This is a genomic window from Stenotrophomonas sp. AC248, from assembly GCF_979258185.1.
Genome location: NZ_OZ409840.1, coordinates 2,270,305 through 2,294,267 on the forward strand (window position 1 = coordinate 2,270,305; position 23,963 = coordinate 2,294,267).

Genomic DNA, 23,963 nt, shown 5'->3' on the forward strand with positions numbered 1-23,963 from the left:
TGGGACGTCATGTTCAGAACTAGTCTTTATCTCGTCGTTTTCCTTGCAGGTCTGTTTGCCGCGTGCTGGATCGGCGTGGGGTACCTGGGGTCGAACCCGGTAGGTTTCGCAGTCGCCCTCGTGATCGCGGCCTGCTACACCGCCGGTGGCCTCGAGCTGTTCCGCTACCGCCAGGCCACCGCGGGGCTGGGCCAGGCCCTGGCCGATGTGTCGGCGGCCGAGCAGGATCTGGGCGCCTGGTTGCAGCGCGTGCCGGCGAGCCTGCGCAATGCGGTGCGCCTGCGCGTGGACGGCGAGCGCGTTGCCCTGCCCGCCCCGGTGCTGACGCCCTACCTGGTGGGGCTGCTGGTGCTGCTGGGCATGCTTGGCACCCTGCTGGGCATGATGGCCACGCTGCGCGGCACCGGGCTGGCGCTGGAGAGCGCCACCGACCTGCAGGCCATCCGCGGCTCGCTCGGGGCGCCGGTGGAAGGCCTGGCCGTGGCCTTTGGCACCTCCATCGCCGGCGTAGCGACCTCGGCGATGCTCGGGCTGCTGTCGGCGCTGTGCCGCCGCGAGCGCCTGCAGACCGTGCAGGTACTTGATGCACGCGTGGCCACCGACCTGCACCCGCATTCCCAGGCGTGGCAGCGCAGCGAGGCGTTCCGCCTTGCACAGGCGCAGGCCGCGCTGATGCCGGCGCTGGTCGACCGCCTGCAGGCGATGACCGCTGCCATCGAGCAGCAGAGCCTGCAGGCCAACCAGCAGCTGCTGTCCAGCCAGGAGAGCTTCCATGCCAAGGCCGACGCCGAACACGCCCGGCTGGCGAGTGCGGTCGAGCTGGCGCTGAAAGACAGCATCGCCGCCAGCGCTCGCGCCGTGGGCGAGGCGCTGCAGCCGATCATGGACAGCACCCTGCGCGGCATCGCCACCGAAACGACCGCCCTGCAGCGCGATGTGGGGCAGGCCGTGCAGCGCCAGCTGGACGGTCTCAACGCCGGCTTCGAGGCCAGTCGCGCGGCCAGCGCGGACAGCTGGAACAGCGCGATCGCCGCCCACCAGCAGACCAACCTGGCGCTCACCACGGATCTGCGTGCAGCGCTGGAGCACCTCACCGCGCAGCACGACCAACGGGCGCTCGGCCTGCTGGATGCGCTGTCGTCGCGCCTGGCGGCCAACGTGGACCACTGGGCCACCGCGCAGGAGGCGCAGCAGCAGACCCATCAGGCGCTCACCGCCGACCTGCGCCAGACCTTGCAGCAGTTCAGCGACAGCCATGACCAGCACGCCCTGCGCCTGCTGGACGGGGTCGCGCAGCGCCTGGACACCAGTGCCGGCAGCTGGACCACCGCGCAGGCCGCACAGCAGCGCAGCAACGAAACACTGGTGGTGGAACTGCGCGATGCACTGGCGCGCTTCACCGACCAGCACCAGCAGCAGGCCGGCAGCCTGGCCGACGCCCTGGCCAGCCGCCTGGACGCCACCGCCGAGCGGTGGAACAGCAGCCAGCAGAGCCAGCAGCAGGCCCATGCCGCGCTCATCGGCGGGCTGGACAGCACGCTGCAGGGCTTCACCCAGACCCACGACGCACGTGCCGGCGCCCTGCTTGAGGCACTGTCCGATCGCCTGGATGCCAGCACCCGCAACCACGCCGACGCATGGCGCGATGCCTTGGCGCAGCAGGCCGCCACCCACGCCAGCAGCGCCGCGCGCAACGAGCAGGCATTGACCGCCGTGGCCGGCAGTTTCGATACGCACGCCCGCACGCTCGCCGACACGATGCAGCAGGCGCACGCCACCCTGCAGGACGCCCTGGAAGCGCGCGATGGGCAGCGCCTGGCTGCATGGAGCGAGGCGTTCGCCACACTGTCCACCTCCCTGGCCCAGCAATGGGCGCAGACCGGCGAACAGGTCGCGCGCCGCCAGCAGGACATCTGCGAGACGCTGTCGCGGACCGCGCAGGCGATCACCACCCAGACCCAGGCCCACGCCAGCGACACCATCGCCGAGATCTCGCGGCTGGTGCAGGTCGCCTCCGAAGCGCCGAAGGCCGCCGCCGACGTGGTGGCCGAGCTGCGCCAGAAGCTGTCTGACAGCATGGTCCGCGACACCGCCATGCTGGAAGAACGCAGCCGCCTGCTGGCCACGCTGGAAACGCTGCTGGATGCGGTCAACCATGCTTCCACCGAGCAGCGCACCGCCGTTGACGCACTGGTGACCACCTCGGCCGACCTGCTCGACCGGGTGGGCACGCGCTTCACCGACCACCTCGCCACCGAAACCGGCAAGCTGGGCGACGTTGCCGCGCAGGTCACCGGCAGCGCGGTGGAAGTGGCGGCACTGGCCGACGCGTTCGGCGGTGCCATGCAGGTGTTCGGCAGCGCCAGCAGCGGGCTGGGCGACCGCCTCGAGCAGATCAGTGGCGCGCTGGACGCGTCGCTGGCGCGCAGCGATGAACAGCTGGCCTATTACGTGGCCCAGGCGCGCGAGGTCATCGACCTGAGCGTGCTGTCGCAGAAGCAGATCATCGAAGAACTGCAGCAGCTGGGCGCGCGCCGCAGCGCCGACGCGGCCGGGGCCGCCACCGCATGAGCGACGAGATCGAGGTCGACGGCGAATCCGGCGCACCGATCTGGGCTGCCTTCGGTGACCTGATGTCGGTGCTGCTGGGCGCCTTCGTGCTGATCCTGGTCGGCGTGGTGGCGCTGCAGCTGGAGCTGTCCAACCGGCTGGACCACGAGGTCAAGCAGCGCCAGGCCGAAGCCCAGCGTCGCAAGACCCTGGAGCAGGCGCTGGCCGTGCCGCTGGCGGCCGGGCGGGTGACGATCGTGGATGGCCGCATCGGCATCCGCGGCAGCGTGCTGTTCGCCTTGAATTCCGACCAGTTGCAGCCGGAAGGCCGCGAGCTGCTCAAGAGCCTGGCCGGCCCGTTGGCCGAGTACTTGTCCTCGCGCGAAGAGATCCTGATGGTCAGCGGCTTCACCGATGATCGCCAGGTGCGCGAAGGCAACCGCCAGTTCGCCGACAACTGGGCGCTGTCGGCCGAGCGCGCGCTCACCGTCACCCGCGCCCTGATTGCCGAAGGCGTGCCCGCCTCGGCGGTGTTTGCCGCCGCTTTTGGTGCCGAGCAACCGGTGGACTCCAACGCCGAAGAAGCCGGGCGCGCACGCAATCGCCGCGTTGAAATGGCGCCCATTCCGCGACCGAAAGCCACGTCCGCCGCCGATGTCCCCTAAGCCTAAGCCGATGCTGGTGAGTGCGCAGCTCGACGCGTGGCGCCAGCAGCAGCTGGACCGCCACGACCCGCTGGGCTTTGCGGTGATCGAGGCCTTGCAGTCGCGTGCGCAGGCACAGCAGGGCGCGGTGCGAAAGCTGCTGGATGCGCGGCTGGTCATGATGGTGGCAGCGTATGCGGCGCGCATTGCCGAACAGACCGCGCGCGCGCCGCGTCGTAGGCGGGGCGCGCCAGCCCCGGGTGCCGAACGCGCCAGTCCGCTGTCGGGCCTGCTGGCGACGCTGGCCGCGCATGCACATACGCAGGCACCGCCGGTGCCGCGTGATGCCCCCCTCGACACCGCCCCGGCCCCGGCGTTCCCCGCGCTGCCGGCCATCAGCGAATTCCGTGATCTGTGGGCCACGGTGCGCAATGAAAGCCAGAAGCGCATCTCGCTGGCGCAGGGCCCCGGCGATGGCGGCCCGTTGAACTCGGCGGTGCTGGTGCACCGCTCGCTCACCTTGATGAGCGAGCTGTCGCCGGGCTACCTGCAGCACTTCCTGATGTACCTGGACAACCTGGCCTGGCTGGAACAGCTGCAACCGCGCACGGCCACGCCTGCGCGTGACGTGGGCCGTATCCCCAAGCCGCGCCGCGCCCGCACCCCCAAGGCCTGATCGCGCCACCGGCACGGCGCGCACTGCGCCGGACTGGATATACCAAGGTATATCGCCGCTAACCCACGGGCATCTAGGCGGGCGCGCAACCGGCGCGGACAATACGCGCACCGGCCAGGCGCACTGCGTCACGCCGGCATCGCCCTTCCACTACCGGACATTCCCATGGATCCCGACCCCGGTCCTGCCGGGTGCCGCGCGCCCCTGCTTTCGCCCCTGCCCTGTTCCACCCCGGCGTCCGGCCGGCGGCGTCCGCACCTCTGAGTGCCGGGTGGCCGGCGGGCGCTGCCTGCCCGGAGGCCTTCCGATGCACTACAAGATTCTCTACATCACCCTGCGTCGCCTGATCCTTGATCGCGACGTGGCCGGCCTGCGCAGCCAGCTGCTGCAGCACGGCGCCCCGCTGTTCGCGCGCGCCCTGGCCCTGGGCTCCGAGCGCGTCATCGCCGACGCCCTGAGCCTGCTGCCGATCTCCGAACGCCTGCACGTGCTGCGCCACCTGCCCGCCGCCCTGCGCAGCGCGCTGCTGCCGCTGTGTTCGCGCGGCAGCCCGCACCCGGCGCGGCCGCGCTGGTCGTTCCCCATCGCCAGCGTCCAGCACGCCTGATCCCCGCGCGGCCACGTCCTGACGGGCCGCGCGCAGCCCTGCATCCCGACCCGTGCCGTGCTGCCCGGTGTCGCATGACTTTCAAGGAGTTCCCCATGACCCTGCTCAATGCATGGTTCGATGCCTTCCTGCGCAGCCGCCGTGCCGCCAGCCTGTTCCGTCGCCGCGCCCTGCCCGACGCCGGCATGGGGCGCGGTGCGGCCGGCGCGGTGCCCCCCGATTTCAGCGATGCGTTGCGGCGGCTGGCACAGGTGCCGGTGGCGGCCGCGTTGGCGGCAGTAGCGTCGCACCCCGATGGCCTGGCCAGCGATGAGGCCGAAGCCCGGTTGGCCCGCGTAGGCCCCAATGAGATCGATCACGAAAAGCCGCTGCCGTGGTGGCGTCACCTGTGGCAGTGCTACCGCAATCCGTTCAACCTGCTGCTCACCCTGTTGGCAGTGGTGTCCTGGCTGACCGAAGACGTCAAGGCCACGGTGGTGATCGGCACCATGGTGGTGTTGTCCACGCTGATCCGGTTCATCCAGGAAGGGCGTTCCAACCGCGCGGCCGAGCGGCTCAAGGCGCTGGTGGGCAACAACGCCCGCGTGCTGCGCCGTCCTGGCGGCGATGCTGCATCCTTGCAGGACACCGGCGCTGAACCGCGCATGCCGCGGCCCGCGCAGCAGCGCTCGCTGCCGATCCGGGCGCTGGTGCCAGGCGACCACATCGTGCTGTCGGCCGGCGACATGATCCCCGCCGATTGCCGCGTGCTGAACGCCAAGGACCTGTTCGTGGCGCAGGCGGCGATGACCGGCGAATCGCTGCCGGTGGAGAAGTTCGCCGCCCCCGACACGGCCCAGCCCAACCTGCTCGAGCAGCCCAACCTGCTGTTCATGGGCACCAACGTGGTGTCCGGCTCGGCCACGGCCGTGGTGCTGGCCACCGGCAACCGCACCTGCTTCGGCACCATTGCCCAGCGCAGCACCGCCACCGAACGCGCGCCCACTGCCTTCCAGGCCGGGGTCAACAGTGTCAGCTGGCTGTTGATCCGGTTTGCCCTGGTGATGGTGCCGTTCGTGCTGCTGGTCAACGGCGTGACCAAGGGCGACTGGACCGAAGCCTTCCTGTTCGCGTTGTCGGTGGCGGTCGGGCTTACCCCGGAAATGCTGCCGATGATCGTCACCTCCACCCTGGCCAAGGGCGCGGTACTGCTGTCGCGGCGCAAGGTGATCGTCAAGCGCCTGGATGCGATCCAGAACTTCGGCGCGATGGACGTGCTGTGCACCGACAAGACCGGCACGCTCACCCAGGACCGCATCGCGCTGGAGCGGCACACCGATGTGTACGGCAACGATTCGCAGGATGTACTGGCATTTGCCTACCTCAACAGCCATTTCCAGACCGGGCTGACCAACCTGCTCGACCGCGCCGTGCTGGAGCACGTGGAACTGCAGACCGAGCTTCGCCTGGCCCAGGACTACCGCAAGGTGGACGAGATTCCGTTCGACTTCGAACGCCGCCGCATGTCGGTGGTGGTGTCCGAGCGCGACGACCACCATGAGCTGGTGTGCAAGGGCGCGGTGGAGGAGATGCTGGCCGTGTGCAGCCGGGTGCGCGAAAACGGTCAGGACCTGCCGCTGGATGCACAGCGGCTGGCACGGGTGCGCCAGACCACCGAGGAGCTCAACGAACAGGGGCTGCGCGTGGTCGCGGTGGGCATGAAGGAAGTCCCCGCCACGCGCGAAGTGTACTCGCAGGCCGATGAGCAGGACCTCACCCTGCTCGGCTACGTGGCGTTCCTCGATCCGCCGAAGGAATCGACCGCGCAGGCGCTGCAGGCGCTGGCCGGGCTGGGCGTGGAGGTGAAGGTGTTCACCGGCGACAACGAACTGGTCACCGCGCGGGTGTGTGCCCAGGTGGGGCTGCACGCCGACGGCATCGTGACCGGTCCACAGATCGACCGCATGGACGAAGCCGCGGTGGCCGACGCGCTGGGCCGGCATCGCGTGTTTGCCCGGCTCACGCCCCTGCACAAGGAACGCCTGGTACGTGCCCTGCGTGCACAGGGCAAGGTGGTGGGGTTCCTGGGTGACGGCATCAACGATGCCCCGGCACTGCGGGCGGCCGACATCGGCATCAGCGTGGACAGCGCGGTGGACATCGCCAAGGAAGCGGCCGACATCATCCTGCTCGAGAAGAACCTGATGGTGCTCGAGGAAGGCGTGGTGCAGGGCCGGCGCACCTTCAGCAACATGCTCAAGTACATCCGCATGACCGCCAGCTCCAACTTCGGCAACGTGTTCTCGGTGCTGGTGGCCTCGGCGTTCCTGCCGTTCCTGCCGATGCTGCCGCTGCAGCTGCTGGTGCAGAACCTGCTGTATGACATCTCGCAGATCGCCATTCCGTTCGACAACGTCGACGAGGAACTGGTGCGCAAGCCGTTGAAGTGGAACCCGGCCGACATCGGGCGCTTCATGGTGTTCTTCGGCCCGATCAGTTCGATCTTCGACCTGAGCTGCTTTGCGCTGATGTGGTACGTGTTCGATGCGCGCACGGCGGCTGACCAGAGCCTGTTCCAATCCGGCTGGTTCGTGGTGGGCCTGCTCACCCAGACCTTGATCGTGCACATGATCCGCACGCCCAAGGTGCCGTTCGTGCAGAGCATCGCCGCCCCGCCGCTGCTGCTGATGACCGGGTTGATCATGGCCATCGGCGTGCTGCTGCCAATGAGCCCGTTGGCCGGCTACTTCAAGCTGCAGGCGCTGCCGCCCGGCTACTGGCCGTTCCTGGTGGCGATCCTGTTCGGCTATGCGGTGCTGACCACGCTGCTCAAGAAGGTCTACATCCGCCGTTACGGGTGGCAGTGATGGACTTCAACCCGCACCTGCCGGCGTTCAACGCCGGGGCCACGATCAGCACCCTGATCAGCCTGGGCACGGCCTTCGTGCTCGGCGCGGCGATCGGCCTGGAGCGTCAGCTGCGCCAGCGCACCGCCGGCCTGCGGACCAATACGCTGGTGGCGGTGGGCGCGGCGGTGTTCGTGGACCTGGCCGTGCGCTTCCACGACCTGTACGGCGGTCCGCCCTCGCCGCTGCATGTGGTGGCGTACGTCATCTCCGGGGTGGGCTTCCTGGGCGCCGGCGCGATCATGAAGGACGGTGCGCAGGTGTCCGGGCTGAACACCGCGGCGACGCTGTGGGGCTCGGCGGCGGTGGGCGCCTGCGCCGGCGTCAAGCTGTTGCCCGAAGCGCTGCTGGCCGCGCTGTTCGTGCTGGCCGCCAATACGCTGCTGCGGCCGGTGGTCAACCGCATCCAGCGCCAGCCGGTGGAGGCGTCCTTCAGCGAGGCCACGTACGCGGTCACGGTGGTCTGCCAACGCGAGCACCAGGCCGACGTCCTGGACCGGCTGCTGGTGCTGCTGGAACAGGCGCACTACCCGGTGCGCGCGGTCGATCCGCGCCCGTTCGGCGACCGCGACGTGGAGATCGAAGCAGTGCTGTACGCGACAGCCGTGGACGCCGCCGAACTGGATGCGGTGCTGGCCACGCTGACGGCCCTGCCGGGCGTGCTGCAGGCGTTCTGGAATGCCACGCTGGAGGACTGACACCGGCCGGCCACGGCGCCGATGCTATGCTCGGCCGCGTCGAACCACGCGGCGTTTGTCCACGTTTTCCACGGAGCCGTCCCGATGCTGTCTTCCTCGTCGCGCCGTACCGTTGCCCTGCTCGTGCTGGGCGTGGTGATGGCCGCGATCTTCGCCGCCGACACGCTCACCGACTATGCGGTGGCGGCCGCCTGCTTCTACGCGGCGGTGATCCTGGCCGCCTCGCGCGTGCTGTCGGGTCGGGGGTTGGTGCGGTTGGCCGCCCTGTGCATCGGCCTGACCGGGCTCAGTTTCTTCCTGACCCGCTTCGGCACCTACCGCATCGGCCTGGTGAATTCGGCGATCGGCATGCTGGTGATCGGCATCACGACTTGGCTTGCGCTGAAGATGGAAGCCGCCAAGGCCGCCGTGCAGGACGCACAGGCCCGCCTGCTGCGGGTGGCCCGCGCCTCCACCGTGGGCGAGCTCACCACCTCCATCGCGCATGAAGTGAACCAGCCGCTGGCGGCGATCGCCAGCAGCGCCGAAGCCAGCCAGCGCTGGCTGGCCCAGGACCCGCCCAACGTGGACAAGGCGCGGCAGACACTGGCGCGGATCCTGGCCGATGCGCACCGCGCCAGCGACGTGATTGCCCGCGTGCGCGGGTTGACCCGTGGCGCGGTGCCGGAACGGCAGGGCTTCGACCTCAACCAGGCGCTGCTGGAAATGCTGGCGCTGTCGCACAGCGAACTGGAACAGCATGCGGTCACGCTCAGTACCCAGCTGGACGACGCACTGCCGCCGGTGTTCGGCGACCGCGTGCAGGTGCAGCAGGTGATCGGCAACCTGATTCTCAACGCGGTCGATGCGATGGCCGAGGTGCCGGCAGGCAGCCGGCGGCTGGTGCTGCGCAGCTGGCGTGCGAGCCCGACGCGGGTGGCCATGAGCGTGCGCGACCACGGCAGCGGGCTGCCGCTGGACGCCCCGGAGCGGGTGTTTGACGCCTTCTGGACCACCAAGTCCGGTGGGCTGGGCCTGGGCTTGAGCCTGAGCCGCAGCATCCTGGAGGCCCACGATGGCCAGATCCGCGCCGAGCCGGTGGCCGACGGGGGCGCCTGCTTCGTGTTCGAACTGCCCATCGATGGCGGCGGTCCGCATGGTTAGGTCGACGCCGCCTGAAGGTGCGCCCGGGCCCATCGTGTACGTGGTGGACGACGATCATTCGGTACGGGCCGCACTCGAAGATCTGTTGGCCTCGATGGGCATGCAGGTGCGTGCCTTCGACTCGGTGGCGGCGTTCCTGCAGCATCCGCGCGCGGACGCGCCGGCCTGCCTGGTGCTGGACGTGCGCATGCCGGGCCAGAGTGGGCTGGAGTTCCACCGGCAGATGGCCAGCCATGGCCTGCACCTGCCGGTGGTGTTCATCACCGGCCACGGTGACATCGCCATGGGCGTGGCGGCCATGAAGGAAGGCGCCATCGAGTTCCTGACCAAGCCGTTCCGTGACCAGGAGCTGCTGGACGCGATCCACCTGGGCATCGAGCGCGACCGCGAGCGGCGCCGCGATGACGCCGCCGTGGACGTGCTGCGGCAACGTTGGGCCTCGCTCAACGATGGCGAGCGCGACGTGGTCGGCGGCGTGGTGCGCGGCCGGCTCAACAAGCAGATCGCCGCCGAGCTGGGGGTCAGCGAAATCACGGTGAAGGTGCGCCGCGCCAACGTGATGCGCAAGATGCAGGCGCGCACGCTGGTGGACCTGGTGCGTTTGTACGACCGCCTGGGCATCGGCTGAGGCCCGCCCGGCCCCGCGCGGCGGCCGTCATCACCCGCGCGACTGGACAGATGAGCAATCGGCATCAGGGCCGATGCGATGCGGGCACCGTCCCTTCCTAGAATGCGCCATGGCCGCTGCTGCGGCACCTCTCCCTGCCGTGGATGCTGACCATGCGTGCTGCCCTGCCCTTCACCCTGCTTGCCCTGTGCACCGCGCTTGCCGCCTGCCAGCAGGCTCCGTCCGCCAGCCCGGTGGCCAGTGCGCAGGCCGCGCCGGTTGCCGAGGAGATCGCGTGGCGGCACGGCGATGTCGAAGACGCCTTCGCCGATGCGCAGCAGAGCGGCAAGCCGGTGCTGCTGTACTGGGGCGCGGTGTGGTGCCCGCCGTGCAACAAGCTCAAGGCCACCCTGTTCCGTGACCCGGCGTTCATCGCGCTCACCCGGCAGTACGTGCCGGTGTACCTGGATGGCGACTCGGAAGGTGCGCAGGCACTGGGCGAGCAGTTCGGCGTGCGCGGCTATCCGACGCTCATCGTGCTGGACCCGCAACGCCACGAAATCACCCGGCTGGCCGGCGGCAACGACAGCGCCGAGCTGACCCGGGCGCTGCGCCTGGCGGTGAACCGGCGCACGGCCGTGGCCGACGTGCTGCGGGTGGCGGTGGTGTCGCCGCAGCGCGTGTCCGAGGACGACTGGCGGGTGCTGGGCGATTACGGCTGGGAGGTGGACGCCAGCCGCCTGGCCGGCCAGCGCGATCCGGTGGCCCTGTTGCGGCAGCTGGCCGCGTCCGCGCCGGACCCGGCCCTGCAGCGTCGTTTCGGGTTGCTCGCGCTGGGCGCCGGCAGTGCCGGCAAGGACGCACCTGCACCCGACGCTGCGGAACGTGAGGCCACCCGCACTTTGCTGACCACGGTCCTGGCCGCGCCGGCCGAAGTGCGTGCCAACCGCGATCTGCTGGGCTACCAGGGCCCCGCGCTGGTGGCGCGGGCCGCCGCCACGCCGGTGGAGGCGCAGCAGCTGGGCACCCAGTTGCTGGCGGCGCTGGAGCGCGCCGATGCCAGCCAGGACAACGCCGCCGATGCGCGCCTGTCCAGCGTGATCACCGAATTGACGTTGTTCAAGCAGCAGCATCCGGACACCCCGGTGCCGCCGGCGCTGCAGGAGAAGGCGCATGAGCGCGTGGCTGCGGCCGATGCCGCGGCAAAGACGCCGCACGAACGCCAGGCCACCATCAGCAGCGCGGTGTATGTGCTGCGCGAGGCCGGCGATGATGCCGCGGCCGAGACGCTGTTGCGTGCGGAACTGGACCGCAGCCAGACGCCGTACTACTACATGCCCGAGCTGGCCGAACTGGCCGAGGCGCGCGGCGACAAGACGGCTGCGGTGGACTGGCTGCGCAAGGCCTACGAAGGTGCGCAGGGACCGGCCACGCGGGTGCAATGGGGCGTGTTGTATGTGGAAGGCATGGTGCGGCTGACGCCGGACGATGGCAAGGCCATCGAGCAGGCCACGGCGCAGGTGATTGCCGAACTGGACGCGCAACCGGCGGGCTACCACCAGCGCACCCGGCAGCGCTTCGAGCGCCTGGCGACCACGCTGCAGGCGTGGGGGCGTGCGCACCATGGTGCGCAAACGCTGGTCCGCCTGCAGGCGCGCATGGGCGAATCCTGCGCCAAGGCCGCACCGGGCGCCGATGCCGGCGCGGCGTGCAGCCGGTGGTTGAAGAGCTGACGGGTAGAGCCGACCGTTGGTCGGCTGCAGATCCGGCCCGGTAGAGCCGACCGTTGGTCGGCTGCAGGGCATCCGGTAGAGCCGACCGTTGGTCGGCTGCAGAGCATCCGGACCCGTGCGCGAAGAGCAGCCGGGCAGGGCCCGGCGCTACGCGGTGTCGCGCCACCGCGGTGTCGTGCGACCGTCGGCACGTCGCACGACACCTGGCATATCGGGCCACCCCGGCATTTCGCTCGACCCCGGCCCGGTAGAGCCGACCGTTGGTCGGCTGCAGATCATCCGGAGCCGTGCGCGAAGAGCAGCCGGGCAGAGCCCGGCGCTACGTGGTGTCGCGCGGCCGCGGTGAGGTTGCTCGACCCCGGTCCGGTAGAGCCACCCCATGGGTGGCTGAAGGGTATCCGCAGACCTACGAAAACCACAGCCGGGCATAACCAGGCGCCTTCAACCACGCAACGTGGCACCACCGTCCACATACAGATCGCTCATCGCGATATGGCCGGCCTGGTCGGACAACAGGAACATCACCGCCTGGGCGATGTCGTCGGGGCGGGCCAGCTTGCGCAGCGGAATGCCGGCCTTGTAGGTTGCCGGGTTGCCCTCGATCACCCGCTGCGCGCCGTCGGCGTCCTCCCACATGCCGGTCTGCATCGGGGTCAAGGTCGAGCCCGGGGCGACGATGTTGCAGCGGATGCCGTGGGGAGCCAGTTCCAGCCCGAGGCACCGCGTGAACATGGTGGCCGCCGCTTTTGATGCGGCATAGGCGGCCATGCCATGCCGCGGAACACCGGCAGCATTGGAACTGACGGTAACGATGGCCCCCTTGCCGCGCGGGGTCATCACCCGCGCCAGGGCGCGCGACAGGTGGAACACGCCGTCGGCGTTGACCGCGAATACCCGGCGCCATTGCGCGTCGTCGATCTGGTCGACCGTACCCACCTGCAGCACGCCGGCCACGCTGATGCCAAAGCCCACCGGCCCCAGCGTGGTCTCGGCCCAGCAGACCAGCGCATCCACTGCACCGGCATCGCTGACGTCCAGCGCCCTGGCATGCAGGTTCGGGTGCGCCGGCAGCGCGGGCGCAGCCAGGTCGGTGGCGACCACCACGCATCCGCTGTCCAGCAGGTGCTGCACCAGCGCCGCGCCGATGCCGCCGGCAGCGCCAGTGACCACAGCCAGCGTGCCGTCAAATCCAGTGAGTTTCATGAAGGCTGTTCCTGTGGGGAGGTACGGATATCGAGGGCGTCACTGCGCTGCAGCCGCGCCGACAGCCAAGGGGCGATCTGTGCGACAGCATCACGGCCGGTCAGCTCGGCATGCACGAACGGGAGCTCGATTGCCTCGATCGTTGCCGCGTACGGCGCCCAGAGGGATGCCTGCAGATACGGGCGCGCGGCGTGGTCGCGACCGGCACGCACGTGGCTGAGCACGCCGCGGTACGGTGCGTGATGGTGCGCGCGGATCAACCGGTTGGTGCCGGTGACTGCGCGGACCACGCCGTCCAGCACCGGTTCGGGCAGGTTGCCCAGCGCGCTGTCGCCACGGCGCAGGAAGGCCATGATGCGCGCGCGGCTGTCCAGTTCGGGGTGGGCGTCGGGGTCATGCCCGGCGATGGCCAGCAGCGCACGCAGCGCCGCGATCCGGTCCGGCTCGGGTTCGGCCCGCCAGCATTCGCTGGGATAGGCATCCAGCAGCACCAACTCGCCGACGCTGCGACCCAGCGCCTGCAGGCGCACGGCCATGGCCTGGGCGATGATGCCGCCCACCGACCAGCCCAGCAGGTGCACCGGCCCGTTCGGCTGCAGTGCCAGCACGCGCGCCACATAGTCCGCGGCCAGGGCATCGATGCTGTCGGGCAGCGGCTGCGCGGCATCCAGTGCGGGCGACTGCAGACCATGGACGTCACGTGCTGGCTGCAGGGCACGTGCCAGGTCGCGGTAGTTCCAGGCGATGCCGCCAGCGGGATGGACCACGAACAGCGGTGCTCTGCCCGGCTCACCGCGCGCCAGCCCGATCAGCGGCGACAGGCCGTGGTCGGTGCCGTGTTCCGGCGCGTCCAGCACGCGGGCCAGTGCCGCCACGGTGGGGTGGGCGAACACCGCGCCCAGGCCCGGATCACGCTGCCAGTGTTGCTGGATCGCCAGCAGCAGGTGCACCGCCGACAGCGAATCACCGCCCAGGCTGAAGAAGTCCGCATCGGCGGCGGGCGCGTCATCCAGGCTCAACGCCTGCGCAAACAACGCGGCCAGCTGGCGCTCGCTGTCCGTGCTGGGCGCGCGGCCCGGCACCGCGGCCAGCGTTGGCACGGGCAACGCGGCGCGGTCCAGCTTGCCGTTTGCCGTCACCGGCCACTGCGCCACCACCATCAGCGCGGCGGGGACCATGTAGTCCGGCACGCGCGCGGCCAGGCCGGCGCGCAGCGCTACCGGATCCAGCGCCACGCCAGAGACATAGGAAACCAACCGCCGCTCGCCGGGCCGGTCTTCGCGCAGCAGCGTTTCAGCGCGTTCCACGCCCGGCTGCAGGCGCAACGCGGCATCAATCTCACCGAGCTCGATGCGCAATCCGCGCAGCTTCACCTGGTGGTCGCTGCGCCCGAGATACTCCACGGCACCGTCGACGCGCCAGCGCGCCACGTCACCGCTGCGATAGATCCGCTCACCGGGCAGGTGCGGGTCGGCGAGGAAGCGCTCGGCGGTCAGGTCGTCGCGGCCAAGGTAGCCCCGGGCCAGCTGCACGCCGCCCAGGTACAGGTCACCGGGCACGCCCGGCGGCACCGCCCGCATGCGCGCGTCCAGCACGTACAGGCGGGTGTTCCAGACCGGATAGCCGATCGGCACCGGCCTGCTGCGGTCGTCGCGGTCCGCCGGCCACCAACTCACATCGACGGCCGCTTCGGTGGGACCATAAAGATTGTGCAGTTCGGCATCGACGGTGGCATGGAAGCGATCGCGCAATGCCGGTTCCAGTGCTTCGCCGCTGGTGAATACCTGGCGTAGCGGCAGGCCGCGCGCCGATGGCACGGCCAGGAACGCATCCAGCATCGACGGAACGAAATGCACGACGCTGATGTTGGCGCGGCGGATGAGTTCGGCCAGCGCCACCGGGTCACGGTGCAGGTCGGGCGCCGCGATCACCAGCGTGGCCCCGCACAGCAGCGGCAGGAAGAATTCCCAGACCGAGACATCGAAGGTGGCCGGCGTCTTCTGCAGGATCCGCGCATCGGCGCCGATGCCGTAATGGCTGCGCATCCACTGCAACCGGTTGACGATGGCGCGATGCTCCACGAGCACGCCCTTGGGCTCGCCGGTGGAGCCGGAGGTATAGATGACGTAGGCGGCGTCCTGCGGCTGCACGGTGTCGGGCAGCTCGCGGGCATCGCCTGCGCTCCACTGCGTCGGTGCCAGCACGCGATAGCCGGCAAACCGCGCCGCCGCCGTGTCGTCGGCCAGCACGCAGCTGGGCTGGGCCGAGGCCAGGATGCGGGCAAGTCGCTGGTCCGGATGGGCCAGGTCCACCGGCAGGTAGGCCGCACCGGCGCGCAGGATGGCCACCAGCCCCACCACCAGTTCCAGCGAGCGCGGCAATGCCACCACCACGCGGGATTCGCGGCCCACGCCCATCGCCTGCAACTGCAGCGCCACTGCCCGGCTGCGCTGCTCCAGCTGGGCATGGGTGAGGCGCTGCCCGTCGAACTCCAGCGCGGTGGCGTCGGGGTTGGCATGCATGCCGTCCAACAGCAGCGCCACCAGTGACACGTCGGGCAGCGGCATGGCCGTGGCATTGACCTCGAACAGGTAGCGCTGCGCTTCGGCCGGCGTGGCCAGCGCGATGTCGTCCATGCGCAAGCCACGGTCATGCGCGTCCAGTGCCGCGTCGATGAAGTGCAGCAGCCGCGCGGCATGCGCCTCCACCTGTGCGGGCGCGTACACGGCAGGATTCGCTTCGATCTCCAGGTCGAGGTGGTGCGTGCCATCACCACGGAAACCGAAGGTGATGTCGTCCACCGGGCCGGTGCCCAGCACGTCCAGCCGCACCTGCACGCCCGCCAGCGGCAGCGCCCGGTAGAACGGCTGCACGTTGATCATCGGACCGTGCAGACGGTGCTGGCTGCCAACCAGGCCCAGGTCGCGGCGCAGCTGTTCGCCGCGGTAGCGGCCGTGGCGGCGGGCACGCAGCAGGTCGCGCGCGGTGGCCTGCACGGTCTCGGCCAGACTGGCGTCGCGGGCGGCCACGCGCAGGGGCAACACGTTCATCACCATCGCCGGAACACGCGCGGACGCATTGCCGAGCCGGCCCATGAACGGGATGCCCAGCACCACTTCATCGAGCGCACTGAAGCGGCGGCAGTACGCGGCGCCCAGCGTGGTCAGCAGGTCCGGCCAGGGCTGGGCGATCTGCGTAGCCACCGCCAGCAGCCGGCGGCGTAGCGCCGCAGGCAGGTCGCAGACGTGGCGCAGGGCATCGGCGGCGGCCGGGGCACTGGCGCCCGCCAAGCCTTCCGCCGCCGGGGCGCCGGCCATGTACTGCTGCCAGTAGGCCGCATCGGCGGCGCGGCGTTCGCCGTGGCGGTAGTCCAGATCATCGGCCAGCACCGGGGCCAACGGGGCAAGCGCTGCCGCCTCGGCATCCGCGTCCGCATACAACGCGCAGACCCGCTCGGTGAACAGCGCCATGCCGTAGCCGTCGGTGGCCAGGTGATGCACGCGCAGGTACCAGAGATGCCGCGCGCCACCCAGCACGAACAGACGCTGCTGCGCGAGCCGGTCGCGCGCCGGATCCACCGCGCGCAGGCGGTCCTGGTCCATGGCGGTGCGTGCGGCGGCCACCGGGTCCGGCAGCGCGGACAGGTCCACCACCTCCAGCAGTGGCACATGCGCGGGCACGTGCCATTGCTGCGGTACACCGTCGGCACCGTCGGCAATACGCAGTGCGAGCGCCTCGGCTTCATGCGCGGCGGCGTTGGCGGCGGCCGCAAAGCGCGTGACGTCCAGCGCACCGTCGATCCACAGCGCATGCGCGGTGTTGAACGCCGCCGGTGCCGCCGCCAGTCGCTGCGCATACCACAGCCCGGTCTGCGCTTCGCTCAGGCCTTGGGGGCGCGGCTGTGCCTGCGCTCCGGTTGCGTCCGCGCCCTGCCCTGCCTTCATGCGCGCGCAGCGCTGCCCTGCAGCCGCTGCACCACGCCCCACCAGCCGGCCAGTGTGGCGTGCTCGGCCAGGTGGCTGAATTCCAGCGCGATGCCGGTGTTGCCCCAGGCCAGTACCAGGCCCAGCACCCGCATCGAGTCCAGGCCCAGGTCGATCAGGTTGTCGTCGTCGCCGATGGTCTCGGGCGCTTCGCCCAGCATGCCGGCCACGTCGGCACGCATGCGCGCCAGGTCAAGCGGGCGGTCGTGTGCGGGGGTGTTCATGCCAGGGCCTTCAACAGCTGGTCGGTGGTCAGGGGCACGCCACAGGTGCGCGCGATCAGGTGCAGGGCCAGGTCATGGTCGGCGCGCGAGAAGTCGGCCACTGCATCGGCGGCGATGAACGCCTCGATGTCGCGCTGGAAGGCCTCAGTCACGGTCGCCGCGCAGCCGATGTGCGCATACACGCCGGTCACCAGCAGCTGATCGCGGCCACGGGCGCGCAGCATAGTGTCCAGGTTGCTGCGCTGGAACGCGCTGTAGCGGTGCTTGACCAGCACATGATCGCCGGGGGCCGGTGCCAGTGCGGCAAGGATGGTTTCGTGCTCGGCGGTGGCGCTCATGCCCGGACCCCACAGGTCGGCCTGCAGGCCGCGGTCACGGCGGTCCTGGTTGCCACGCTGGGCGGTGTAGAACACCGGGATGTCGCGCGCACGGCAGTGCGCCAGCAGGCGGGCGATATTGGCCACCGCCGGCGCAAGCGGCGCGGCGTCGGCGGCAAACGCGGCCAGGAAATACTGCTGCATGTCATGCACCAGCAGCGCCATGCGCTCGGTGCGCGGCACCCAGGGGCCGCGCGGCGGCGGCAGTTCACCGGCCAGCGGCAACGGATACGGGGCAATCTTCGGCAGCGCCATCAGCGCGGTTCTCCTGTCTGTTCAAGGTAACGTTCGCGCAGCTGCGCGCGCAGTTCGCGGCGGCTGATCTTGCCCACCGCCGTGGTGCCGAAGGCCTCCACGAACACCACCTGGTCGGGCACTTTGAACGCGGCCAGGCCACGCCCGCGTACCCAGGCCTTGAGGCTGGCGGCAGTGGGCGGGGTGCCGTGCGCAATGACGAACGCACAGCTGCGTTCCCCCAGGAAGGCATCGGGCATCGACACCACGGCGGCATCGAATACCTCGGCGTGGGCCAGCAGATGGTCTTCGATCTCCTCGGCGGAGATCTTCTCGCCGGCCCGGTTGATATGGTCGCCAGCCCTGCCCTGCACCACCAGGTAGCCACCGGGCAACTGCTGCACCATGTCGCCGGTGCGGTAGTAGCCATCCTCGGTGAACGAACGCGCGTTGGCGGCCGGGTCGTTGTGGTACGCGCGAATGGTGTACGGGCCCCGCGTGAGCAGGTGGCCGATGCCGCCTTCCGCGACCGGGTGGCCGTGGTCGTCCACCACCAGCACCTCGTCGTCGGGGGAGATCGGCCGACCCTGGGTGCCCACCACCACGTCCAGCGGATCGTGCAGGCGGGTGTAGTTGACTAGGCCTTCGGCCATGCCGAACACCTGCTGCAGGCGGCAGCCCAGGCTGTCGATCACCCGGCGCGCCGCTTCCGGCACCAGCTTGGCGCCTCCCACCTGCAGCACCTGCAGGCTGCCCAGGTCGTGCGCGGTGGTGGCCGCGGCCTGCGCCCACAGCAAGGCCAGCGGCGGCACCAGCCCCACGCAGGTCACGCGCTCGCGCGCGATCAGCGGAAAGGCCGCGTCAGGCCCGGGGCCCGGGCTCATCACCACGCGCGCGCCGGCATACAGCGCGCCCAGGAAACCGGGCGAGCTCATCGGGAAGTTGTGCGCCGCGGGCAGCGCGACCATGTACACGCTGTCGCGCGTGATGCCGCAGATCTCGTTGCTGGCGCGGAACGAATAGATGTAATCGTCGTGGGTGCGCGGAATCAGTTTGGACAAGCCCGTGCTGCCGCCCGACAACTGCAGGAACGCCACCGACTGCGGGTCCGGATCGGGCGGCAACAGCGCCGCGTCGCCCTGCAGGCTGTCCACCGCGCCGAACTCGGCGGCGTCGCCGACGATCAGCACGTGCTGCAGCGCTGGCAGCAGCGCCTGCAGTTCGCGCGCCAGCACGCGGTAATCGAAGCCGTCCTGCCTGTCCGCCGCGATGTACCCGCGCGCCTGCGCCTTGTCCAGCACATGGCGCACCTCGGTGATGCGATGCGCCGGCAGTGCGTACACCGGAATCAATCCGGCCCGGAACAGCCCGCAGACCACCGTCACGAATGCTGGCGTATTGCCCAGCTGCACCACCACCCGGTCGCCCGGCACCAGACCGCGCGCCAGCAACCCCGCACCGATCCGGCCAGCCTCCTGCCAGAGCGCCGCGTAGCTCAGCCGCACCTCGCCCCCGACCACGGCGACGTCGTCGGCAAACCGCGTGGCCCGCTCGCGCAGCACGCCCGGCAGGGTTTCGCCACGCCAGTAGCCGGCGGCGCGATAGCGCGCCACCAGGGCCGGCGGCCAGCTTTGGCGCAACGGCACCAGCGCGGGGGAAGCACTCTCGTTCATCAGGAAACACCTCCGGTAACGCATGTGGAAGGCAACGCATCGACGCCCAGGGCGTTCAACACGGCGCCGAATTTGGCGGCGGTTTCGGCCACTTCCAGCGCGGGCAGTGAGCCGGCAACAATGCCTGCGCCGGCGTACACACGCACCTGCGGGCCCTGCACACGGGCGCAGCGGATCGCCACGTACCAGTCGCCATCGCCGTCGGCATCGGTCCAGCCAACCGCGCCGGCATAGAAGCCGCGCGGCACCGGTTCCAGCTGGCGAATGGTGCGCAGCGCAAGCGCGCGCGGCGTACCGCACACGGCCGGGGTGGGATGCAGCGCGGCCACCAGCGCGGCAACCGGCGTGCGGGCGTCGGCCAGCGCGGCCTCGATCCGCGTGCCCAGGTGCCACATGGTGGCGGTGGCATGCAGCGAAGGGCGCGGCTCGGCCTCGATGTGGCTGCACCACGGCGCCAGTGCCGCCACGATGGCCTCCACCACATGGCGGTGTTCGTCGTGGTCCTTGGCCGAGGCCAGCAGCGCCTGCGCCACCCGTGCATCTTCGGCCGGGTCGGGATGGCGCCGGGCCGAACCGGCCAGTGGATGCGACAGCACCCGCGCACCGCGACGCGACACCAGCAGTTCGGGGGTTGCGCCCACCAGCCACGCCGGGGGTTCCTGCGTTCCGCCGGGCAGCGTCACCAGATAGGTGGCCACGCTGTGGTCGTGGCCCAGGCGCGCGGCCAGGGCGTGCGGATCGACGTCCTGCGCGCCGTCCAGCAGCAGGCTGCGGGCCAGCACCACCTTGTGCAGCGCCGGTGCCGGCTGCTGCAGGTCATGCAACGCCGCGCCCACCGCGTCTGCGTACTGCGCGGCACTGGGTTCTGCGGCGATACGACCGTTGAAGGTCGCTGCCGGCGGCGCGGATGGCAGCGCCGCGTTCGAGAGTGCCTGCGGCTGGTGCAGCGCATCGTCACCGTCAGGATCGAACGGCAGCGCGCCAACCAGCAGCGGCAGGCCGGCGCGCGGCGTAGCGAAAAAGGCCGCTACGCGCGCGGCCAGGGTGGCGGTGCCACCGGCCGGCAGCCGCGCTCGGCACCCCTGCGTGTGCAGCGAGCGCAACGGCGCACGCAGCAGAAACGGCGTGGTCACGGCGGCATCGCCCACCACGGCATTGTCGTCGTCGCGCACCGTGCGTGCCTGCGTGCTGTCGTTCATGCCGGCGCTCCGGCGCGGTGGCGTGCCGCGGCCACCGACAACACCAGCAGCAGCACGCCCACCAACAGATAGGGCGCGCTGGGCCGCCACTGGTACAGCAGTGTGCCGAGCATCGGCCCGATCACCATGCCCAGGCCCTGCACCGAGGCCACGGTGCCTGCGGCAGCGCCCTGCTCATGCGCCTGCACCGAATCGGCCGCCAGCGCCTGGAACGACGGAAACACGAAGCCCATCCCGAACGCCGCCACCGCGTAGGCCAGCAGCAGTTCCCAGCGTGCGTCCACCAGCGCCACCGAGGCGAACCCAATGCCCGACACCAGGGCGCCCAGGGCGATCCAGCGCCGCGGCGGCACGCCGACCAGTTTCATCACCAGTACCTGCGCCAGAATCAGCCCGACACCCACCGCGGTGAGCGCCAGGCCGGCCGCACGCGCGCCGTCGGCCGGCGACAGGTGCAGGCGGTCGATCGCGAAGAAGCCCACGGTGACCTGCGCGATGGTCACCGACACCATGGCGGCAAACACCGCCAGGATCGGCAGGCGCAGCCGTGCATCGGTCCAGCCCAGCCGCGCGCGCGGCCCCGGGGTGGCCGTGCGCAGCGGCGCGTCCGGCGGCAGGCGCCAGGCAATGGCGGCCAGCGACAGCAACGGCAGGAACGCCGCGATGTAGAGGGTGAGCGACAACTGGTGGAAGGCGATCCACCCGGCGGCGGCCGGCCCGACCACCATGCCCAGCGCGTTGGCGGTGCCGAGCTTGGCCATGGCCGAGGCGCGTTGCCCCGGCGCGGCACCGTCGGCTACGAGCGCGGCAGCGGTGGGCGGCACGGCGGCATAGAACAGCCCCACCAACGCCCGCGTGCCCACCAGCAGCAGCACCGACACCCACAGCGCCGGCGGGCGCGCCAACGCGGCATCGACGAAGATCGCCATCGCCACGTAGATCAGCACGTAGGCCGCCAGTGCGATCAGCAGCACGCGCTTGCGCCCGATGCGGTCGCTGAGGCTGCCCCAGCGGCGCGCGGACAGCATCCAGAGCACCCCGGCCGCGGTGACCGACAGGCCGGCATGCCACTCGGCCAGGCCCAGCAGGCGCACCACCGGCCCCACCACCGCCACGAAGGCCATCATCGCCATGGTGCCGGTCAAGGCCGCGAACACCAAGGCCGGCAAGCCGGGTACTACCGAACGCTCATGCATGGAACACCACTGCCAATCAGGGAATAGGGCGCGCAACGCTGCAAGGCGGCGCGTCGGATCGATCGGCTTCGACGATGCGAGGATCGCCGTGGCTATCCCGTCAAATGATAACAGGTCGCATTCGCAGATTCCCGGTCGCGGTGGCGTGGCATTCATCCGCGCGCGATGGACATGGCGCACGGCTCCCCTGCACGCGGGTCATTGATGTCGATCAACCCGTGCACACACCGACCCGACTAAGCTGGGTCCACTCCCACCGCGGCCTTTGCAATGGCGTCACTTCCTCCCGCAGCAGCCCTTCCCGGCATCGTCGCCGACATCGCGCACGGCCTGCCGGTGCAGATCATCAGCCTGACCGGCGAGATCTGGAGCGGCGACGTGCGCGAGATCAGCCTGCCGGGCAGCGAAGGGCGTTTCGGCGTGTTGGCGCAGCATGCGCCGCTGCTGGCGACCTTGCGCGAGGGCATGGTGTCGGTATTTCCGGTCGGGGCGGAGCCGCCGCTGCATGTGTATGTATCGGGCGGGCATGTGGAAGTGCAGCCGGGCAAGGTGATCGTGCTGGCCGACCTGGGCCTGCGCAGCGAGAACCTGGACGATGCCCGCGCCCGTGCCGCGCGTGAGGCGGCCGCATCGCCGATGGCCACCGAGCTGACCGACCCCGACAACGCCAAGGTACATGCCGAACTGGCGCTGCAGCGCCTGCAGCAGCTGCGCTCGCTGCCCTTCAAGTAATCCCGCACCCGCCGCAAGGACTCCGCGATGCTCAAGCGACTGCAGGACCTGTTCCGCTACTTCAACGGGGCGGTGCCGTTCCGGCTGGTGCCGGCCCTGATCGCCACGGCGGTGCTGGTCACCCTGTTGCTGCTGCCCTGCCCGGCCGGGCTCACGCCCAAGGCCTGGGGGCTGGTGGCCATCTTCCTGACCACCATCGTGGCGATCATCCTCAAGGTGATGCCGATCGGGGTGATGGCGATGATGGCGATCGTCATCGTGTCGCTGTCGCAGGTCACCTCGACCTCGTCCAAGGGCGCCATCACCGACGCCCTCAGCAGTTTTGCCAGCCCGCTGATCTGGCTGATCGTGGTGGCGATCCTGATCTCGCGCGGCCTGAAGAAGACCGGGTTGGGCAGCCGCATCGGGCTGATGTTCATCGCTTTGCTCGGCAAGCGCACGCTGGGCGTTGGCTATGGCCTGGCGGTGTGCGAACTGGTGCTGGCCCCGTTCACGCCCAGCAACACCGCCCGCGGCGGCGGCATCGTGCACCCGGTGATGCGCTCGATCGCCAACGCGTTCGATTCGGACCCGGCCAAGGGCACCGAAGCCAAGGTGGGCACCTACCTGGCCCTGGTGAACTACCACGCCAACCCGATCACCTCGGCGATGTTCCTCACCGCCACCGCGCCCAACCCGCTGGTGGTGGACTACGTGGCCAAGGCGACCGGCCAGCAGTTCCACCTGACCTGGACTACCTGGGCGCTGTGCATGCTGGTGCCGGGACTGGTCTGCCTGCTGCTGATGCCGCTGGTGATCTACCTGTTGTCGCCACCGCAACTGAAGGCCACGCCGAACGCGGTGGACTACGCGCGCGCCGAACTGGCGCGGATGGGCCCACTGGCGCCGAAGGAGAAGGTGATGATGGGCACCTTCGGCCTGCTGCTGGTGCTGTGGGCGAACGTGCCGGCCATGCTGTTCGGGCCGGCGTGGACGCTGGATCCCACCGTGGTCGCCTTCCTGGGCCTGTTCGTGCTGATCATCACCGGCACCATCGACTGGGACGATGTGCTCTCGGAAAAGAGTGCGTGGGACACGCTGGTGTGGTTCGGCGCGCTGGTGATGATGGCCGAGCAGCTCAACAAGCTCGGCGTCATCGGCTGGTTCTCCGAGGGCATGAAGGGCGCCATCGTCGCCAGCGGCATGGGCTGGGAAGCCATCGCGGCGGTGTTGGTGCTGGCGTTCGTGTTCTCGCACTACCTGTTCGCCAGCACCACCGCCCATATCAGTGCGATGCTGCTGGCCTTCCTCGGCGTGGGCGCCCTGCTGATTCCGGCCGAGTACGTGGTGCCCTTCATGCTGATGATGACCGCCGGCTCGGCCATCATGATGACGCTCACCCATTACGCCACCGGCACCTCGCCGATCATCTTCGGCAGCGGCTACGTCAGCCTGGGGACGTGGTGGCGCGTCGGGTTCGTGATGTGCGTGTTCGAGCTGGTGGTGTTTGCCGTGGTCGGCGGTGCGTGGTGGAAGGTGCTGGGATACTGGTAGAGCCGACCGTTGGTCGGCTGCCCTTCGCCTGATCGTAGATAAACACACGGCAGCAACACGCCGCAC

The 23,963-nt window shown here is 70.2% G+C and carries 18 protein-coding genes; 11 read left to right on the forward strand and 7 right to left on the reverse strand.

The features are described 5' to 3' along the window. Positions 1-9 precede the first annotated feature (9 nt). From ACZ0AE_RS10295 to ACZ0AE_RS10335, 9 genes are all read left to right on the forward strand, one after another. On the forward strand, positions 10-2,571 hold the full coding sequence (locus ACZ0AE_RS10295) for a DUF802 domain-containing protein (RefSeq protein ID WP_463601023.1): 2,562 nt from the start codon (positions 10-12) through the stop codon (positions 2,569-2,571). Then, positions 2,568-3,215, forward strand: coding sequence for an OmpA family protein (locus ACZ0AE_RS10300; protein ID WP_463601024.1), 648 nt, complete (start codon positions 2,568-2,570; stop codon positions 3,213-3,215). The genes ACZ0AE_RS10295 and ACZ0AE_RS10300 overlap by 4 nt, the downstream gene beginning before the upstream one ends. After that, entirely contained in the window at positions 3,205-3,870 is a 666-nt protein-coding gene (locus ACZ0AE_RS10305; RefSeq protein ID WP_463601025.1) for a DUF2894 domain-containing protein, read from the forward strand. The genes ACZ0AE_RS10300 and ACZ0AE_RS10305 overlap by 11 nt, the downstream gene beginning before the upstream one ends. Positions 3,871-4,177: 307 nt before the next feature. Next, a complete protein-coding gene (locus tag ACZ0AE_RS10310; RefSeq protein WP_463601026.1) occupies positions 4,178-4,477 on the forward strand; it encodes a hypothetical protein in 300 nt (99 codons plus the stop codon). 95 nt (positions 4,478-4,572) lie between these two features. Beyond that, on the forward strand, positions 4,573-7,323 hold the full coding sequence (gene mgtA / locus ACZ0AE_RS10315) for a magnesium-translocating P-type ATPase (RefSeq protein WP_463601027.1): 2,751 nt from the start codon (positions 4,573-4,575) through the stop codon (positions 7,321-7,323). Further along, positions 7,323-8,060 (forward strand): MgtC/SapB family protein, encoded by a 738-nt coding sequence (locus ACZ0AE_RS10320; RefSeq protein ID WP_137189541.1) that lies wholly within the window; start codon positions 7,323-7,325, stop codon positions 8,058-8,060. Before mgtA ends, ACZ0AE_RS10320 begins: the two co-directional genes overlap by 1 nt. An 84-nt stretch (positions 8,061-8,144) precedes the next feature. Continuing rightward, positions 8,145-9,203, forward strand: coding sequence for a sensor histidine kinase (locus ACZ0AE_RS10325; RefSeq protein ID WP_447593833.1), 1,059 nt, complete (start codon positions 8,145-8,147; stop codon positions 9,201-9,203). Further along, complete coding sequence (locus ACZ0AE_RS10330; protein WP_463601028.1) at positions 9,196-9,831, forward strand: response regulator transcription factor; 636 nt, start codon at positions 9,196-9,198, stop codon at positions 9,829-9,831. The genes ACZ0AE_RS10325 and ACZ0AE_RS10330 overlap by 8 nt, the downstream gene beginning before the upstream one ends. A gap of 143 nt (positions 9,832-9,974) precedes the next feature. Next, a complete protein-coding gene (locus ACZ0AE_RS10335) occupies positions 9,975-11,543 on the forward strand; it encodes a thioredoxin family protein (protein WP_463601029.1) in 1,569 nt (522 codons plus the stop codon). 441 nt (positions 11,544-11,984) lie between these two features. Here ACZ0AE_RS10335 and ACZ0AE_RS10340 read toward each other — a convergent pair whose 3' ends face one another. Genes ACZ0AE_RS10340 through ACZ0AE_RS10370 form a run of 7 tightly spaced genes read right to left on the reverse strand, consistent with a single transcriptional unit; the run spans position 11,985 to position 21,632 of the window. After that, entirely contained in the window at positions 11,985-12,746 is a 762-nt protein-coding gene (locus tag ACZ0AE_RS10340; protein ID WP_463601030.1) for a 2,3-dihydro-2,3-dihydroxybenzoate dehydrogenase, read from the reverse strand. Continuing rightward, positions 12,743-16,690 carry an amino acid adenylation domain-containing protein gene (locus ACZ0AE_RS10345; RefSeq protein ID WP_463601031.1) on the reverse strand — a complete coding sequence of 1,316 codons (3,948 nt, stop codon included), beginning with the start codon at positions 16,688-16,690 and terminating at the stop codon, positions 12,743-12,745. The genes ACZ0AE_RS10340 and ACZ0AE_RS10345 overlap by 4 nt, the downstream gene beginning before the upstream one ends. Next, the gene (locus ACZ0AE_RS10350; RefSeq protein ID WP_448133732.1) at positions 16,687-16,953 is read right to left on the reverse strand and encodes a phosphopantetheine-binding protein; all 267 of its coding nucleotides are present in this window, start codon (positions 16,951-16,953) and stop codon (positions 16,687-16,689) included. Before ACZ0AE_RS10350 ends, ACZ0AE_RS10345 begins: the two co-directional genes overlap by 4 nt. Further along, positions 16,950-17,585: an isochorismatase family protein gene (locus ACZ0AE_RS10355; RefSeq protein WP_141057985.1), complete on the reverse strand. Its 636-nt coding sequence runs from the start codon at positions 17,583-17,585 to the stop codon at positions 16,950-16,952. The genes ACZ0AE_RS10350 and ACZ0AE_RS10355 overlap by 4 nt, the downstream gene beginning before the upstream one ends. Continuing rightward, on the reverse strand, positions 17,585-19,237 hold the full coding sequence (locus ACZ0AE_RS10360; protein ID WP_463601032.1) for a (2,3-dihydroxybenzoyl)adenylate synthase: 1,653 nt from the start codon (positions 19,235-19,237) through the stop codon (positions 17,585-17,587). The genes ACZ0AE_RS10355 and ACZ0AE_RS10360 overlap by 1 nt, the downstream gene beginning before the upstream one ends. After that, positions 19,237-20,436, reverse strand: coding sequence for an isochorismate synthase (locus ACZ0AE_RS10365; RefSeq protein ID WP_463601033.1), 1,200 nt, complete (start codon positions 20,434-20,436; stop codon positions 19,237-19,239). The genes ACZ0AE_RS10360 and ACZ0AE_RS10365 overlap by 1 nt, the downstream gene beginning before the upstream one ends. Continuing rightward, the gene (locus ACZ0AE_RS10370; protein WP_463601034.1) at positions 20,433-21,632 is read right to left on the reverse strand and encodes an MFS transporter; all 1,200 of its coding nucleotides are present in this window, start codon (positions 21,630-21,632) and stop codon (positions 20,433-20,435) included. Before ACZ0AE_RS10370 ends, ACZ0AE_RS10365 begins: the two co-directional genes overlap by 4 nt. Before the next feature lie 270 nt (positions 21,633-21,902). Here ACZ0AE_RS10370 and atpC point away from each other — a divergent pair, with 270 nt between their 5' ends. Then, on the forward strand, positions 21,903-22,364 hold the full coding sequence (gene atpC / locus ACZ0AE_RS10375; protein ID WP_448133736.1) for an ATP synthase F1 subunit epsilon: 462 nt from the start codon (positions 21,903-21,905) through the stop codon (positions 22,362-22,364). Positions 22,365-22,391: 27 nt separating this feature from the next. Beyond that, positions 22,392-23,897, forward strand: a complete 1,506-nt coding sequence (locus ACZ0AE_RS10380) for a DASS family sodium-coupled anion symporter (protein WP_320490998.1) — start codon at positions 22,392-22,394, stop codon at positions 23,895-23,897. Positions 23,898-23,963: the final 66 nt, after the last annotated feature.